General features: G+C 69.0%; 15 protein-coding genes. 9 read left to right on the forward strand and 6 right to left on the reverse strand.

Annotation, left to right across the window (positions count from 1 at the left end; genetic code table 11):
• The first annotated feature begins 7 nt into the window (after window positions 1-7).
• A complete protein-coding gene (gene nadA, locus OG474_RS34140) occupies window positions 8-1,198 on the forward strand; it encodes a quinolinate synthase NadA (protein ID WP_405057734.1) in 1,191 nt (396 codons plus the stop codon).
• On the opposite strand, the gene nfi is transcribed toward nadA, so the two are convergent.
• The gene (gene nfi, locus OG474_RS34145; protein WP_405057735.1) at window positions 1,195-1,836 is read right to left on the reverse strand and encodes a deoxyribonuclease V; all 642 of its coding nucleotides are present in this window, start codon (window positions 1,834-1,836) and stop codon (window positions 1,195-1,197) included. The two genes, nadA and nfi, sit on opposite strands and share 4 nt — an antisense overlap.
• A gap of 63 nt (window positions 1,837-1,899) precedes the next feature.
• Between nfi and OG474_RS34150 the strand changes: the two genes are divergently transcribed.
• From OG474_RS34150 to OG474_RS34175, 6 genes are all read left to right on the forward strand, one after another.
• Window positions 1,900-2,994: a glycerate kinase gene (locus OG474_RS34150; protein WP_405057736.1), complete on the forward strand. Its 1,095-nt coding sequence runs from the start codon at window positions 1,900-1,902 to the stop codon at window positions 2,992-2,994.
• Between the two features lie 126 nt (window positions 2,995-3,120).
• Window positions 3,121-3,477 (forward strand): HesB/IscA family protein, encoded by a 357-nt coding sequence (locus tag OG474_RS34155; RefSeq protein WP_405057737.1) that lies wholly within the window; start codon window positions 3,121-3,123, stop codon window positions 3,475-3,477.
• Window positions 3,478-3,591: 114 nt separating this feature from the next.
• Window positions 3,592-4,233, forward strand: a complete 642-nt coding sequence (locus OG474_RS34160) for an ABC transporter permease (protein WP_405057738.1) — start codon at window positions 3,592-3,594, stop codon at window positions 4,231-4,233.
• On the forward strand, window positions 4,226-5,404 hold the full coding sequence (locus OG474_RS34165) for an ABC transporter ATP-binding protein (protein ID WP_405057739.1): 1,179 nt from the start codon (window positions 4,226-4,228) through the stop codon (window positions 5,402-5,404). The genes OG474_RS34160 and OG474_RS34165 overlap by 8 nt, the downstream gene beginning before the upstream one ends.
• The gene (locus tag OG474_RS34170; RefSeq protein WP_405057740.1) at window positions 5,401-6,222 is read left to right on the forward strand and encodes an ABC transporter permease; all 822 of its coding nucleotides are present in this window, start codon (window positions 5,401-5,403) and stop codon (window positions 6,220-6,222) included. The genes OG474_RS34165 and OG474_RS34170 overlap by 4 nt, the downstream gene beginning before the upstream one ends.
• Window positions 6,219-7,184: a glycine betaine ABC transporter substrate-binding protein gene (locus OG474_RS34175; protein ID WP_405057741.1), complete on the forward strand. Its 966-nt coding sequence runs from the start codon at window positions 6,219-6,221 to the stop codon at window positions 7,182-7,184. Before OG474_RS34170 ends, OG474_RS34175 begins: the two co-directional genes overlap by 4 nt.
• 4 nt (window positions 7,185-7,188) lie before the next feature.
• Here OG474_RS34175 and OG474_RS34180 read toward each other — a convergent pair whose 3' ends face one another.
• Window positions 7,189-7,716, reverse strand: a complete 528-nt coding sequence (locus OG474_RS34180; protein ID WP_405057742.1) for a superoxide dismutase family protein — start codon at window positions 7,714-7,716, stop codon at window positions 7,189-7,191.
• 55 nt (window positions 7,717-7,771) lie between these two features.
• A complete protein-coding gene (locus OG474_RS34185; RefSeq protein WP_405057743.1) occupies window positions 7,772-9,217 on the reverse strand; it encodes an MFS transporter in 1,446 nt (481 codons plus the stop codon).
• A 107-nt stretch (window positions 9,218-9,324) separates the two neighbouring features.
• Here OG474_RS34185 and OG474_RS34190 point away from each other — a divergent pair, with 107 nt between their 5' ends.
• A complete protein-coding gene (locus tag OG474_RS34190) occupies window positions 9,325-10,035 on the forward strand; it encodes a TetR/AcrR family transcriptional regulator (protein WP_405057744.1) in 711 nt (236 codons plus the stop codon).
• 4 nt (window positions 10,036-10,039) lie between these two features.
• Here the strand turns inward: OG474_RS34190 and OG474_RS34195 are convergent, their stop codons facing one another.
• The 3 genes from OG474_RS34195 to OG474_RS34205 form a co-directional block, all read right to left on the reverse strand.
• Window positions 10,040-12,562, reverse strand: a complete 2,523-nt coding sequence (locus tag OG474_RS34195; protein WP_405057745.1) for a PEP/pyruvate-binding domain-containing protein — start codon at window positions 12,560-12,562, stop codon at window positions 10,040-10,042.
• Window positions 12,563-12,652: 90 nt separating this feature from the next.
• Window positions 12,653-13,837, reverse strand: a complete 1,185-nt coding sequence (locus OG474_RS34200; RefSeq protein ID WP_405057746.1) for a M20 family metallopeptidase — start codon at window positions 13,835-13,837, stop codon at window positions 12,653-12,655.
• A gap of 10 nt (window positions 13,838-13,847) precedes the next feature.
• Window positions 13,848-15,251 (reverse strand): serine hydrolase domain-containing protein, encoded by a 1,404-nt coding sequence (locus OG474_RS34205; protein WP_405057747.1) that lies wholly within the window; start codon window positions 15,249-15,251, stop codon window positions 13,848-13,850.
• A 37-nt stretch (window positions 15,252-15,288) separates the two neighbouring features.
• Here OG474_RS34205 and OG474_RS34210 point away from each other — a divergent pair, with 37 nt between their 5' ends.
• On the forward strand, window positions 15,289-16,191 hold the full coding sequence (locus OG474_RS34210) for a diacylglycerol/lipid kinase family protein (RefSeq protein ID WP_405057748.1): 903 nt from the start codon (window positions 15,289-15,291) through the stop codon (window positions 16,189-16,191).
• The last annotated feature ends 1 nt before the right edge of the window (window position 16,192 follow it).

The following is a 16,192-nucleotide window of genomic DNA, read 5'->3' on the forward strand; positions in this document are numbered from 1 at the left end:
TGCAACGATGGTTGACGTGACGACGATTGCCGATGGGCCGAAGTCCCTGCCGCTGTTGTTCCTTGGCCAGAGCACTGATCCGCACTCCGAGCGGGGTGTCGAGTGCCCCGGTGCTTTGCCGCCGGCCTCCGATCCGGATCTGGTGGAGCGGGCGCTGAAGGCCAAGGCTGCGCTGGGTGATCAGGTGTTCGTGCTGGGTCACCACTACCAGCGTGACGAGGTGATTCAGTTCGCCGATGTCACTGGCGATTCGTTCAAGCTGGCGCGGGACGCGGCCAATCGGCCGGACGCGCCGTACATCGTGTTCTGTGGTGTGCACTTCATGGCCGAGTCCGCCGACATCCTCACCAACGAGAACCAGACCGTCATCCTGCCGGACCTGGCCGCCGGATGCTCGATGGCCGACATGGCTCGCATCCAGCAGGTCGAGGCGGCCTGGGAGGCGCTGGCCGACGCGGGTGTGGCCGACGTGACGGTGCCGGTCACCTACATGAACTCGAGCGCCGACATCAAGGCGTTCTGCGGGCGCAACGGTGGTGCGGTCTGTACGTCGAGCAACGCCGACGTGGCGCTCGACTGGGCGTTCGAGCAGGGCGAGAAGGTGTTCTTCCTGCCGGACCAGCACCTCGGCCGGAACACCGCGGTGCTGAAGATGGGCATCTCGCTCGACGAGTGCGTGGTGTACGACCCGCACAAGCCGAACGGCGGACTGACCCGTGAGCAGCTGGTCGCGGCGAAGATGATCCTGTGGCGCGGGCACTGCTCGGTGCACGGCCGCTTCACGCCGGAGTCGGTCGACGACGTCCGCTCGCGGGTCCCCGGGGTCAAGGTGATCGTGCACCCGGAGTGCCGGCACGAGGTCGTCACGAAGGCCGATCTGGTCGGGTCGACGGAGTACATCATCAAGACGGTGGAGGCCGGCGAGCCCGGTACGTCGTGGGCCGTCGCCACCGAGCTCAACCTGGTGCAGCGGCTGGCCAAGCAGAACCCGGACAAGAACATCGTGTTCCTGGACAAGACGGTCTGCTACTGCGCCACCATGAACCGGATCGACCTCCCGCACCTGGTCTGGACGCTCGAGAACCTGGTCGCCGGACACGTGGTCAACCCGATCAAGGTCGACGCCGACACCGAGCACTACGCCCGGATCGCCCTGGACCGGATGCTTGCTCTCCCGGGCAAGTCAGCGCGCGACTAGAGACTGCGGCGACACAGCCTGTCGGCGGCCCGAGTGGTCTCCGGCAGGCGGTAACGCGGGCTCAGGTGCAGCGTGTGGCTGATCGCCGTTGCCAGACTGACCCGATGCCCGACCGACACGTACAGCGGCTTCACGCCGTCCTGCGTACGCAGCACCGCGCCAACCACCTCACCGTCCAGCACCAGGTCGGCAGCTGACCCGCGCTCTGCTGCAGGCTCCACATGCGTCCCGACGAACGCCGTCTTAGCCACTCCGATCGACGGGAGCCCGGTCAGCACGCCGAGGTGTGACGCCAGGCCGAACCGCCGTGGGTGAGCGACGCCCTGCCCGTCACACACCAGCAGATCCGGTGTGGTCTCCAGCTGCTCCAGTGCGTCAAGCAACGCTGGTACCTCCCGGAAGGCGAACAGCCCCGGCACATACGGAAACGCGGTCCGCCCAGGCACCACCGCCCGATCCACCTCAGCGAGTGTCTCCCACTCCAGTACGACGACCGCCGCGGCCAGCCGATCCCCGTCGTACTGGACGTCCAGCCCAGCCACGGTCCGCGGCGGCGGACCGTAGTCGGTCCGGTCGACCTGCCCCCGGAGCTCCTCCTGTACGGCGATCGCCTCGGCGGCGGTACTGGGCCAGTTCACCGGCCGACTCTAGACCGCGAGACGGAGTCGTGGCTGCGCGGGCGGGTGGGGGAGGATGGGGGGATGCGAGTGCTGATTGCGCCGGACAAGTTTGCTGGGACGTTGAGCGCGGTGGAGGCGGCTGCGGCTATCGAGGAAGGGTGGCGGCGGCGGGACCCCGGTGCAGAGGTGCTGGTCGCGCCGATGGCTGATGGCGGCCCCGGGTTCATCGACGTGCTGGCCGCGGTGGTGGACGGGACACTGCTGGCGGTGACTGTGCGCGGGCCGCTGGGAGTCGAGACCCCGGCGACCGTGCTGGTGGCGGGCGAGACGGCGTACATCGAGACTGCTCAGGCTTGTGGGCTGCACCTGGTGGAGCCGGGCGAGCGGCGGCCTGAGGACGGTACGACGTACGGCGTGGGGCAGTTGATCGCGGCGGCCGTGGATGCCGGGGCCAAGCGGATCATCCTCGGTCTGGGCGGATCCGGCACGAACGACGCGGGTGCCGGTTTGCTGGCTGCGCTGGGCGCTACGGCGGTCGATGGGGACCTGGCAGCGGGCGCGGCCGGGCTGGCGGACCTGACGGCGGTAGATCTGGAGCCGGCGCTGAGCCGGGTGGCCGGGATCGAGTTCGTTGCGGCCAGTGACGTGGAGAACCCGATGCTCGGGCTGCGTGGCGCGACCAACATCTTCGGCACCCAGAAGGGCATCACCGACGAGCGCAAGCCCGCGGTGGACGGCTACCTGAGCAAGTTCGCGGAGCTGGCCGGGCGGAAGACCGCCGACCAGAAGGCTGCGGGCGCGGCCGGCGGGCTCGGCTACGCGCTGCTGCTGCTCGGGGCCGAGCGGGTGTCCGGGATCGATCTGGTCGCGGATCTGACCGGACTGAAGGAGAAGGCGGCCAGGGTCGACCTGGTGCTGAGCGGCGAGGGTGCGTTCGACTTCCAGTCCCGCGACGGCAAGGTGATCGCGGGGGTGGCGAAGGTCGCGAACGACGCCATGCGGCCGTGTGTGGTGCTGGCCGGCAAGGTGCTGATCGGATCGCGGGAGATGCGCACGATGGGGGTCGAATCGGCGTACTCGCTGGTCGACGCCGTCGGCGAGGAGCAGGCCTTCGCGGACCCGCACGGATCATTGGCTACGGTGGCCGAGCGGGTAGCCAGAACGTGGGCACGTTGACGACCCGCCCTGTGAAGTGGGCACTGGCTTGATCCTCAAAATAGGTGTGCGACCATGGGAATGTTCGCGGACCGGGTGAGGTTGACCGGTGTTGACAGGATTTTTGCGAGATGACTGGAGTCAGGAATGACTGAAGCGCAGACCGAGCAGACCGTCACCAGTGGTGTGCTCCTCACCGACGGGGCCGCAGCCAAGGTGAAGGCGCTGCTCGACCAGGAAGGCCGCGACGACCTCGCGCTCCGGGTCGCCGTGCAGCCGGGTGGCTGCTCCGGGCTCCGGTACCAGCTGTTCTTCGACGAGCGCAACCTCGACGGTGACGTGGTCGCCGACTTCGACGGTGTGAGCGTCGTCACCGACCGGATGAGCGCGCCGTACCTCAAGGGTGCGTCGATCGACTTCGTGGACACGATCGAGAAGCAGGGCTTCACGATCGACAACCCGAACGCGACCGGCTCCTGCGCCTGTGGAGACTCGTTCAACTGATCCACCTCCGAAGCCCCCGGACACCTCGGTGTCCGGGGGCTTCGGCATGCTCCGACACTGAGCCGTCGCTGTGGCACTGTGTGAATCCAACACTTGTTGGGTACGGAGCCGCACATGTGGGACTACATCACTGAGCGTCACGCGCAGTTGCTCTATCAGAGCTACCAGCATCTGAGCCTGGTGATCCAGTGCGTCCTGCTGGCCACCGTGCTCGCGGTGGCGCTGGCGGTCTTCGTGCACCGCAACCCTCGCGTCGTCGCGCTGGCCGGAGGGGTCAGCGCGATCGGCCTGACCATCCCGTCGTTCGCGCTGCTCGGCCTGCTGATCCCGGTCGCCGGCATCGGTACGGCGACCTCTGTGATCGCGGTCACCTTCTACGCGACCCTGCCGATCCTGCGGAACGCGGTCGTCGGCCTGGCCGGCGTGGACCGCACCCTGATCGAGTCCGCCCGCGGGATGGGGATGGGCGCGGTCCGGACGCTGCTGCGGATCGAGCTGCCGCTGGCCTGGCCGGTCATCCTGGCCGGGGTCCGGGTCTCCGCGCAGATGTCGATGGGCATCGCCGCGATCGCGGCGTACGTGCTCGGTCCCGGGCTCGGCGGTTTCATCTTCACCGGGCTCACCCAGATCGGCGGCGCGAACGCGCTGAACTCGGCTCTGGTCGGCACCCTCGGCGTGGTGCTGCTCGCTCTTGTCCTGGACGCACTGCTGCTGCTCGCCGGCCGCCTGACCACCTCAAGGGGTATCCGTGTCTGAGAACACCACCGAAGTCAGTGGCGTGGACATCGACCTGGTCGATGTCGTGAAGCGGTACCCGGGCCAGAAGCGCGCGGCCGTCGAGGGCCTCAGCCTGCACATCCCGGCCGGCGAGATCGTGATGTTCGTCGGCCCGTCCGGGTGCGGCAAGACCACCTCGCTGAAGATGATCAACCGGCTGATCGCACCGACCTCGGGCACGATCCGGATCGGCGGCGAGGAGGTCGGCAAGCAGAACGACGACGACCTGCGCCGACGGATCGGGTACGTGATCCAGGGCGGCAGCCTGTTCCCGCACATGACCGTCACCCAGAACATCGCGCTGGTCCCCGGCCTGCTGGGCTGGGACCGACGCCGTACGGCGGAACGCGTGGACGAACTGCTCGAGCTGGTCGGCCTCGACCCGGCCCGGTACCGCGGCCGCTACCCGCGCGAGCTGTCCGGCGGCCAGCAACAGCGCGTCGGTGTGGCTCGTGGCCTGGCCGCGGACCCGCCGGTGATCCTGATGGACGAGCCGTTCGGTGCCGTCGACCCGATCACACGGCAGCGGCTGCAGGACGAGCTGCTCAGCATCCAGGAGGAGCTGCGCAAGACGATCGTCTGCGTCACCCACGACTTCGACGAGGCGGTCAAACTCGGCGACCGGATCCTCATCCTCACCGAAGGCGCCAACATCGCCCAGTACGACGTACCGGAGGCGATCCTGGCCAATCCGGCCGACCGTTTCGTCGCGGACTTCGTCGGGGCCGGTGCTGCCCTGAAGCAACTCACTTTGAGCCGGGTCAGCGAGATCGACCTGGGCCGGCCGACCGTCGCCCAGATCGGCGATTCGGCGGCCGACGTACTGCGGGCAGCGCAGGCGGCTGGGGACGACTCGGTGGTGATCCTGGACAGTAAACGCCGTCCGGTCGACTGGATGTGGACGCGCGACCTGCTGGATCTGGACAGGGTCCCCGCACCCCACGACGACACCGACCTGGTCACTATCGACCGCCGGGCAACCCTGAACGACGCCCTGGACACGATGCTGGTGTCGAGCCACGGCAGCGCGGTCGTCACCGGCCGCCGGGACGAGTACCTGGGCGTGGTCGACTTCCAGGCCGTGCTGACCCGGATCCAGGACACCCACGACGAACACCACCAGACCCCGGATACCGAGGTCGTCGCATGACCACCGTCGATCCCGGCCCGGACACTAAACCGCCGGAGGGCTTGGCCGACGCGAAGGCGACGGCCGCGAGTCTGGCGAGCAGCCAGCATCGGCGGCCGAGTCTGGGGTTGCTGATCGGGCAGCCGTTGTTCGTGGCGGTCGTGTTGGGCGCGTGGGCGATCTGGCGGTCGCAGGCGGAGCTCGACTCGATCGAGAAGCGGCAGCTGGACTGGGGGTTGCTCGGCCGGCTCACGCTCGAGCACCTGAAGCTGACCGTGGTGGCCACGGTCATCGTGCTGGCGATCGCCGTACCGCTTGGCATCGCACTCACCCGGCCGCGGTTGCGGCGGGCCGCCCCGCTCGTGGTCGCGTTCGCGAACGCCGGTCAGGCCGCGCCGGTGATCGGGCTGATCGTGCTGCTCGCGATCTGGCTCGGCTTCGGCTTCTGGACCGCGATCCTGGCGCTCTGTTTGTACGCGATCCTGCCGGTACTGCGGAACACGATCGTCGGCCTGCAAGGCGTTGACCGGACCCTGGTCGAGGCCGGTCGGGGGATGGGCATGTCGAACCGGTCCGTGCTCGGCCGGATCGAGCTGCCGCTCGCCGTACCGGTGATCATGGCCGGCATCCGGACCGCGCTCGTCCTGGTCGTCGGTACGGCGACCCTCGCGACGTTCATCGACGCCGGTGGACTCGGCGGCCTGATCACCACCGGCATCCGGCTGCTCAGATATCCGGTGCTGATCAGCGGCGCGATTCTGGTCGCTGCGCTGGCCCTGCTGATCGATTGGGCCGGCCGCGTCCTCGAAGAGGTCACCCGACCGAGGGGGCTCGGATGAAGAAGCTGCTCGTCATCGCGATGACTCTGGTGCTGACGAGTTGCGGCCTCGGCACCAGCGGCGGTTTCGTTCCCACCGGCTCGCTCAGCGGTCCGCTGAAGGAGACCCAACGGCTCGACGGCCTGAGCATCGGGGTCGGTTCGAAGAACTTCCAGGAGCAGATCATCCTCGGCAAGATGGCCGGGATCCTGCTGCAGTCCGCGGGCGCCAAGGTCAAGGACCTGACGAACATGCCGGGCAGCGACACCTCCCGGCAGGCGATGCTGCAGGACCAGATCCAGTTCTCCTGGGAGTACACCGGGACCGCCTGGATCTCCTACATGGGCCACGAGACCGGCATCCCGGACAAGCAGGAGCAGTACGACGCGGTCGCCAAGGAGGACCGGGAGAAGAACGGTCTGATCTGGCTCAAACCCGCGCCGATGAACAACAGCTACGGCTTCGGGGTCACCCGGAAGACCGCCGACCGGCTCAAGCTCAGCAAGCTCTCCCAGATCGAGTCGCTGCCCGCGAAGGAGCGTACGTTCTGCGTCGAGTCCGAGTTCGCGAACCGCAACGACGGCTTCGAGCCGATGCTCAAGCACTACGGCGTCCCGCTCGGGTCGGGCGTCCCGCGGAGCAACGTCCGGACTCTCGACACCGGCGCTGTGTACGCCGCGACCAGCAACGGCGACTGCCTGTTCGGCGAGATCTACACCACCGACGGCCGGATCAAGTCGCTGGATCTCGTCGTACTGGAAGACGACAAGAAGTACTTCCCGGCGTACAACGTGGCGCCGGTGGTGAGCAAGAAGGTGCTGGATCAGTACCCGCAGCTGCCGAAGCTGTTCGAGCCGGTCTCGGACAAGCTGACCGACGAGGTGCTGATCGACCTCAACGCCCAGGTCGACGTCGACGGACGCGAGCCCTCCGACGTCGCCATGGACTGGCTGGTCAAGGAAGGGTTCGTACTGCGGGACTAACCGCTCACCACGACACGGGCAAGCAGGCCTGGCGCGGGCCTGCGGCTCCGTGGTGATCGGTCGGCATCTCGTGGACCACGACGGCCCGCTTCCCGGGCAGCGGCGTGAACGGGACGGTCGTGGTGGCGAACCCGGTCCCGGCGCGGCTGACTTCGAAGTCCAGCCACACCTCCGTGGTCGGGTCGACTTGCGGCGGGACTCGCCCGGCAACGGTGTCGGAGTTGTAGTGCGGCCCGGCTGCCGCCCCGTCGCCGGTCACACACGGACCCGCGTGCAAGTGGGCGCCGAAGTCCCGACCGGCCACCGACCGGTCGATGCCGCGAACCTGCAGTACGACGCGACTGCGCCCGTTCAGCTGCACCATCGAGACCCTGGCGCTGGCGTGGTCGAACGGGCCGACCGTGCCGAGTTGCAGGTCACGAAGGTTGCCGTGGGCCACAACTACCTCAGCGGTCCCTGCCTGGGCAGGAACCGCTGTGCAGACGGCCGCGGTCAGCAGGACCGCCGTTGTTGCTGCGAGGTACCTAGTCATGACGCGAAAGCTAGGCTCCGTACGCCGCCACTCGACGGAGCGACTCACGAATCCATCAATGTGATGGCGACTCGAGGCTTTCCCGAGCGCGCTTCGGCAGTAGCCAGGTGACGGCGAAGCTGACGATGAAGAGCCCGATCGCGACCAGCACGGTCGTCTTCGTGGCGCCGAGAAACGCGTGGTCGGGCAGCAGCTGGAAGAACACGGTGCCGAGGACGGCGACACCGATCGCGCCACCGAACTGCTGCATCGCGGTCAGTACGCCGGACGCCGAGCCCGCAGCTTCGTCGTCGATCGAGGCCAGGATGATGTCGAACAGCGGCGCGAACACCATGCCGGAACCGATGCCGCAGGCAAGCATCGCCGGGACCAGGTTCCAGACCGTGGTGGCGTCGCCGTAGTGGTGCAGGGTGAGCCACATGCCGCCCATCGCCAGCGTCATCACCGCGACGCCGAGCTGGAGTGCGGTCCGGCCGAGCTTCGGCGCGAGCAGTCCACCGGACAGTGGCGCACCGATCGCGATCCCGAGTGAGAACGGCACCATCGACAGGCCTGCCTTCAGCGGGCTGTAGTGCAGACCGAGCTGGGTGAACAGGTTGAGCACGAGCGTGAACCCGGACATCGCCAGGAAGAACGTGGTGATCACCGCGAGGCCGGCGACGTACCCGCGACTGCGGAACAGCGACGGGTCGATGACCGGCTTGCCCGACCGGCGCTCCCGCCAGACGAAGAGTGCGAACACCGGGACCGACGCGACCATCATCACGATGACCCAGGCCGGCCAGCCGAGCTCGCGGCCCTGGACGAGCGGGTAGATCAGCAGGGCCGAGGCGAGGCTGACCAGGATCACACCGAGCGCGTCGAGCCGCTGGGCGCCGGCGGTCTTCAGCTCGGGCATGAACCGCAGTGCGCCGAACACGGCCAGCAGGCCGATCGGGACGTTGATGAAGAAGATCATCCGCCAGCCCTGCCCGAACCAGTCGGCGTCGATCAGGACACCGGCCAGGATCGGTCCGGCGACCGCGGACAGGCCCATCACCGGGCCGAACAGCGAGAATGCCTTGCCGATCTCGTGCGGCGGGAAGACGGACTTCAGGATCGCGAAGCCCTGCGGGATCATCACCGCGCCGAGCAGGCCCTGCGCGACCCGGCTACCGATCAGCAGCTCGGGGGAGGTGGCCAGCCCGCAGAGGGTGGAGGCGAGGGTGAACCCGGCCGCGCCGATCAGGAAGAGCCGGCGGCGCCCGACCAGGTCGCCGAGCCGGCCGAAGGTGATCAGGCCGATCGCGAAGGCGAGCGTGTAGCCGGCCAGCATCCACTGCATGGCGGATTCGGACCCGCCGAGCTCGTTCCGGATCGAGGGCGCGGCGATGTTCACGATGGTGGCGTCGACCAGGTCCATGATCTCGGCGACCAGGACGGTGGCGAGGACGATCCAGCGCCACCGGTACGCCGATCCGGTGGCGGCCGCGGGTTCCGCGGCGAGGGTGGAGGTGCTCATCGATGGCTCCAGGCTTTGACGATGTTGCGAACGGTGTTCGTTGACGAACACTGTTCTACGCGCGAACAGTGTTTGTGTCAAGTACGGTGTTCGCTACAGTGGTTCGCATGACCCAGTCCCCGTGGCAGCCGATCAGCCCGCCCAAGCCCCCGCGTCCGGTCAAGGAGCCGCTGACCCGGGAGCGGATCGTCGACGCCGCGATGCGCGTCCTGATCGAGCACGGGTACGACGCGGTCTCGATGCGCAAGATCGCCCAGGAGCTCGGCACCGGCCCGGCGTCGCTGTACGCACACGTGGCGAACAAGGGCGAGCTGGACCAGCTGCTCGTCGACCGTGCCTCGGCCCAGATGCACCTGCCGGCGACACCGGATCCGGCCCAATGGCAGGAGCAGCTCAAGGACTGGATGCGCGAGATGCTCCGGGTGCTGCGGGCGAATCCCGGGGTTGCCCGGGCCGCGATCGGCCAGGTCCCGCTGGGTGAGCAGGCGATGAGCAGCACCGAGAAGCTGCTCGCCATCCTGAAGGCCGGCAACCTGCCGGACCAGGCCGCTGCCTGGGCGGCCGACCTGGTCCCGCTCTACGTCACCGCTATCTCGTTCGAGGAGACCGTGCAGAACGCCTCCGCCTGGACTCCCGCCGACGTCGAGCGGTTCGTCGTACAGATGCGCACGTATTTCGAAGGGCTGTCCGCCGACCGTTTTCCGATGACCGTTGCCCTGGCCGCGGCGCTCACCGCGGGCGCGTCCGGCGACGAGCGGTTCGAGTTCGGCATCACCGTGATCGCGGGCGGATTGGCGGCGCTGGCCGTCCCCGAGTGAAGGTCTAGTCCTCCTCGACCTCCTCGACCTTCTCGACCGTCCCCGCAGCTCCGTTGACCGTGACGAGGTCGCCGGTCTCGATGCGATGCGTGGCGTCCGGTACGCCGACCACCGCCGGGATCCCGTACTCGCGGGCGACCACGGCGCCGTGGGAGTTGGCCCCGCCCATCTCCATCACCAGTCCGCCGGCCGTCAGGAACAACGGCGTCCAGCCAGGATCGGTCGAGGGCGCGACGAGGATCTCGCCGGGCTCCAGGTGCGCGCCCACCGGATCGAGGATCACCCGGGCTCGCGCTGTGATCGTCCCGGCCGACGCCGGGCTGCCGACCAGGGCGCCGTCGGCGGCCGGCTGGATCGCCAGCGTCTCCGGCTCGACACCATCGGACTGGATCAGCCGCGGCACTCGCCGACGACGCATCTCCTGGTCGTAGTCCACGCGGCGCTCAGCGACGATCGCGCGCAGATCAACGGGTGTGCGGAGCTCGCGGAGGCTGAGGAAGAACACGTCGGTGGGGGAGTCGAGGCGACCGGAGTCGACCAGCTCGGCGCCCACCTGGCGCAGCTCGCGCCGCGCCGCGGCCAGGATGCGGATCAGGAAGTACTTCGGGATCTCGCGCAGCCCGCAGAGCTCGCGGGCGCGGTGCAGGGCGAAGCGGACGATTCGCGCCCGCAGCGGGCTGACCCGCAGCGCCAGCTCGGCGATCTTGGCCTCGGCCGCCGCCGACCCCGCCTTGAACTGGAGGTCAGGAGCCAGCGCCGGATCGGTCAGCCGCAGATAGTTGGCCAGTACGCCGACGAGGTGGGCCGGGTCCTCGGACCAGCGCGGCAATCCGAGATCGACCTCGGCGACCGCGCGATGACCGTATTCACCGAGGAAGTCGGACAACCCGTTCTGCGCGACCCGCGGCAGGCTGCCCGATCGGTAGCGCTCGGCAACGACCGCAGTCGGCTCCTCGAACGCCTCGACCGATTCCTCGTCGACGCGGATCCGTTGGGCCAGCGCCCACAGCTGGAGGTCCATATCGGTGGTCACGTTGTGCGGGAGGCCGCGGAGCACGCTCTGCAGTTCGCCCGGTTCAGCCGCCTTGCCGAGCACCTTGCGGGCAACAGCCAGCATCAGGAAACCCGCGGCAGGGAACGGAAGCAGTCCCGGCATCAGCGGGAGCGCCTGAGTTCGCAGCAGTCGCTCGACGAAATCCAGTCGCACGGTCGCCGAGCGGGAGGCGGCTGCCAGCAACTGCGTCAAGTGCGCGGAGGTGCGGCGTACGCGGTAGTGGGCGTAGGACGGCGCGATGATCGCTGCGAGCATGCGGAGCGGCGCGCCACTGCGGATGAGTACGCGCCCGACCCGGCGGACGACCTCGCGACGCGACGACGTCAGGACGGAGAACTGCGGGTCCTCGAAGACATGCCGCAGTACGGCGGCCGATCGGGCCTCCATCACGTCGAACACCTTGGGGACAACCGCGCGGCCGACCGCACTGCGGACCGCGGGCGTGACATCGACGAAGAACCGCTGCCCGGCTTCGACGTACGTTGCTGGTCCGTCGAGGGGCTCGTCCACCTGACCGCCGAACAGCTCGGCGGCCGAGGTCGCGATCAGCCGGATCCCGGCCAGCCCCATCGGAGTGATCGGCCGTGTCAGCCCCTGGGCCAGGCTCAGGCACAGGTAGATCCGCGGGCTGGAGTCGGTCGTCCGCCGCGCGGGGATCGGGTACAGCGTGGTGATCGGGCGGGCCTGGGTCAGCCAAAGCTTGCCCTCGGCATCGAGCGCCCACTCGGTGTCCTGCGGTGCGCCGTAGTGGTCCTGCACCTGCCCGCCGAGCTTGGCGAGGGCGCGCACCTGCTCATCGGTCAGGCAGTCGTGGACGAGCGTGCGCTCGTGGATCGCGCCGCTGGCGGTGTCGACGACGAAGTGGTCCGGGTTCACCGTGCCCGAGACCACGGCCTCGCCGAGCCCGGGAGCCGCGTCGATGACAGCCTCGTTGCGCCTGCCGGTGAGCGGGTTCGCGGTGAACAGCACCCCGGCGGCCTTGGCATCGACCATCCGCTGCACGACGACAGCGAGGGCGACCGTGTCCTGGTCGACCTCGTTCGTCTCGCGATAGCTCCAGGCCCGATCGGTCCAGAGCGATGCCCAGCAACGCCGGACGGCGTCGACGACGGCATCTGCTCCGGTGACGTCGAGATAGGTGTCCTGCTGTCCGGCGAAGCTGGCGAACCCGAGGTCCTCAGCCGTGGCCGACGAGCGGACCGCGACGGGAACGTCGCTCCCGAGGCCGGCGTAGGCCGCGCGGATCGCGCGCTCGATCCCCGCGGGCACCGCTGTTGCGAGAATCGCGTCCCGCCGCTCGTCCGCGGTGCCGCCCGCCGGCTCGATCTCGCGGTAGGCCGCGGTGGTGACGCAGAAGCCGTCCGGCACCGGGAACCCGCCGCGCAGCAGGATCCCAAGATTGACCGCCTTGCCGCCGGCCGACTCCAGCGCGTCGGCGCCGACCTGTTCGAGCTCGACTACCCAGTCGGTCATGGTGCGCCCCTTCCCGAGGTTTAACAGGAGGTTAACGGGCCCGGGCCGCAGAATTCAACACCTGCTGAATTACGGTCCGTGTGAGAGGTCTCACCCGGGGTGCCCGAGCAGCCGGACGGCGGCCAGCACATAGGCCCGGGCGGCGATCGCGAGCTCGGCGATCGGGACGGACTCGTCGGCCCGGTGCGCCTGGTGGGCGACCGATCCCGGCCCGAGGATGACGACCGGTACGCCGAGGTCGCGGTCGACGTACCCGCCGTCGCAGGCCGCACCCCAGCCGGCCAGCGGAACGTCCGGGCCACCGGCCTCGCGGCGGGCCGCCTCGGTGACGGCGACCAGCTCGGCATCGGCCGGCGTCTCGAACGGCGGCATCTCCATCGGCATCTCGAGGTCGACGGTCAGCCCGCGGTCCTCCAGGTGCAGGGCGGCGACGCGGTCGCGCAGGTCCTCGAGGACGGCGGCGGGGGACTCGCCGGGCAGGAGCCGGCGATCGGCGACCACCACACATTCGGCCGGCACGATCGAGCCGCCGGTGCCGCCGTTGATCTGACCGACGCTCCACGCGGCCGGGCCGAGCAGCGGGTGCGGATCCGCGGCGAGCTCGGCATCCAGGCGTTCGATCTCGGTGATGATCGCGGTCGCGCCGTAGATCGCGTTGGCGCCGTCCTTCGCGTTCCCGGCGTGGACCGCGCGACCGTGCACCGCGAGCCGCAGGTACGAGTCGCCGCGGGCCGCGATGATCGTCTGCAGGTCCGTCGGCTCAGCGGTGATACATCCCACGTACTCGCGGGGGCTGTCGGCGACGAAAGCGCGGATGCCCTTCCCGGTCTCCTCTTCGTCAACGACGGCCGCGAGCTCGACCGGCCCGCTCAGCTCGACGTCTCGCAGCGCGGCGAGTGCAGCCAGCGCGGCAGCGAGCCCGCCCTTCATGTCGGAGGCGCCGCGGCCGTAGATCCGGCCGTCGCGGATCTCCGCGCCGTACGGATCGGTGGTCCACCCCTCACCAACCGGTACGACGTCGGTGTGGCCGAGCAGGAGCAGTCCGGGGCCGGTGCCGTTCCCGACGCTCAGGCTGATGTTGTCCCGCCCGGGCTCGACGGTGGTGGTCGTCACGTCCAGCCCGAGCTCGCGGCCGACCGCGTCGAGCACGGCAACGGTCGCGGCCTCCTCGCCGGGCGGATTCTGGCCGGTCGCCCGGACCAACGCCGTACAGACCCTGACCAGCAGGTCGTCGTCGATCCGGTCGAGCAGACGTTGTTCTTCGGCGGTCGTCATGCCGCCAACCCTAAGCCGAGACGATGGTGAACTCCGTCGGCTCGAACGACACGTTGAGCTGGATGTCCACGGTCATCCGCCCCTCGCCGATCCGGCACCGGAAGTCGGCGGCGTGCGGCCCCGCGAGCCAGCGGATCGTGCCCACCAGTGCGTCGCCGTCGCCGATCGCGCCGGTGACCACCCGATCGGAATCCGAGCCGGTGAAACTGTCCGACGCGAGGCCCGGCTGCTCGTTCCAGTCGCCCGGCCCGAAGTGGTAGCCGTCCTCCTCGGCCTTGTCCTGCTCGAACCTGAAGAAGTTGTAGAAGGTGAAGAAGGCGCTCCCGTCGGGATCCCAGCGCACCGACTGCAGGAAGCCCGGGTTCTCCCCGAACGTGTACGTCTTCCCGTCGCCACCCTGCGGCGCCGGACCGGTCGGCGGCAGGATCTCCAGCCGCTCGGGCCGGGCGACCTCCGGCACGTCCTTGCCCTCGAGGGCGGGCAGCAGGTGATCCCAGAAGACGACCTGCGCCGCCTGCATGTCGCTGGAAGCACTCGTCACGGCCAGGACCGCGTCGTACTCGGGGATCACGACGATGAACTGGCCGAAGGCGCCGTCGGCACGGAAGGTGTTGTGCCGGCCGCGCCAGAACTGGTAGCCGTAGCCCTGCTGCGCGTCGGGGTTGTCGTTGGAGTCGTTCGGCACCTGCTTCGAGGTGGCGGCCGCGAGCCACTCGGCCGGGACGAGCTGCTCGCCCTCCCAGACACCGTGCTGCAGCACGAGCTGGCCGAACTTGGCCATCGACTCCGTGCTCAAGCTGAGGCCCCAGCCGCCGAACGTGACGCCCTCCGCCGACGAACTCCAGGTCGCGTCGGTGATCCCCAGCGGCGCGAACAGCCGCGACTGCAGGTAGTCGAGCAGCGTCTCACCGGTCAATCGCTGCAGGATCGCGGACAGCATGTACGTCGCGCCGCTGTTGTAGACGAACGGCGCACCGGGCTCGTGGGCGACCGGCAGGGCGAGGAAGTTCTTCGCCATCCGGCGGTCGCGGTGCAGCGACCCGACGGTGTCGGTGTCGTGCCCGGTGCTCATCGTCAGCAGGTGCCGCACCGACATCGCGGCCAGGTTGTCGCTGATCGTCTCCGGCAGGTCTTCCGGCCCGAAGAACGACACCACCTTGTCGTCGATCGAGAGCAGCCCGGCGTCGACCGCGATCCCGATCGCTGTCGAGGTGAAACTCTTCGACACCGAATACAGCAGGTGTCGATCGGTCGATCGGTACGGCGTCCAGTCCGCCTCCAGCACGACATGACCATGCCGCACCAGCATCACCGTGTGGAACTCCTGGTCGGACGAATCCAGTGCGGCGACGAATGCGTCGATCGCCGCGCCCGACAGTCCCTGGTCCTCAGCTGCACTCCGTGGAAGGCTCACCCCACGCACGCTATCTCCCCGGACGGACAAAAATCAGGTGAGTTCTTTGCACGCGGCCGTGATCGTCAATCCGATCAAGCAAGCCGACGTCGAGCAGTTCCGTCGTACCGTCTCCGATGCGCTGACCGCCCGTGGTGCGGGCGCGGTGTCGTGGTTCGAGACGACCGCCGAAGATCCAGGGGTCGCGATGGCCCAGGAGGCGATCGCCGCGGCCGTCGACCTGGTGCTGGTGGCCGGCGGTGACGGCACGGTCCGGGTGGTCTGCGCGGAGCTCGCCGGGACCGGGATCGCGGTCGCCGTGCTGCCGGCCGGCACCGGCAACCTGCTCGCCCGCAACCTCGGGATCTCACTCGTCATGGAGACCGCGCTCGCCCAGGTCCTCGACGGGACCGAGCGGCGGATCGACAGTGTCCGGATCTCCGGCGACGATCTGCCGGACGACCGGTTCCTGGTGATGGCCGGGCTCGGGCTGGACGCCGCGATCATCGACGACGCACCGGACGACCTGAAGAAGCGGGTCGGCTGGGCGGCGTACGTGATCTCGACGGTGAAGAACCTCAACCACCCCGCCTTCCGGGTCGAGCTCACGATCGACGACCAGCCGCCGATCCGTCGCCGCGCGCGGACTGTGGTGATCGGCAACGTCGGCACTCTGCAGGCGAACATCCCGCTGCTGCCCGATGCCAGCGCGGACGACGGCGTCATCGATCTGGTCGTCCTCGCCCCTCAACGCATCAGCCACTGGCCGCGCCTCGTCCTCAGTCTGGTCATCAGACGCTGGCGCGAGCGCGACATCGAACGCTTCACCGGCAAACGCATCCAGGTCCGCAGCGACCGGTCCACCCGACGGCAGTTGGACGGTGACATGATCGACCCTGGCCGGATCCTCACCGCCGAGGTCGATCCGTCGTCCTTACTGGTCCGAGTCCCGAAAGGCTGAC

This window comes from Kribbella sp. NBC_01505, assembly GCF_045040285.1.
Classification (GTDB): Bacteria; Actinomycetota; Actinomycetes; order Propionibacteriales; family Kribbellaceae; genus Kribbella.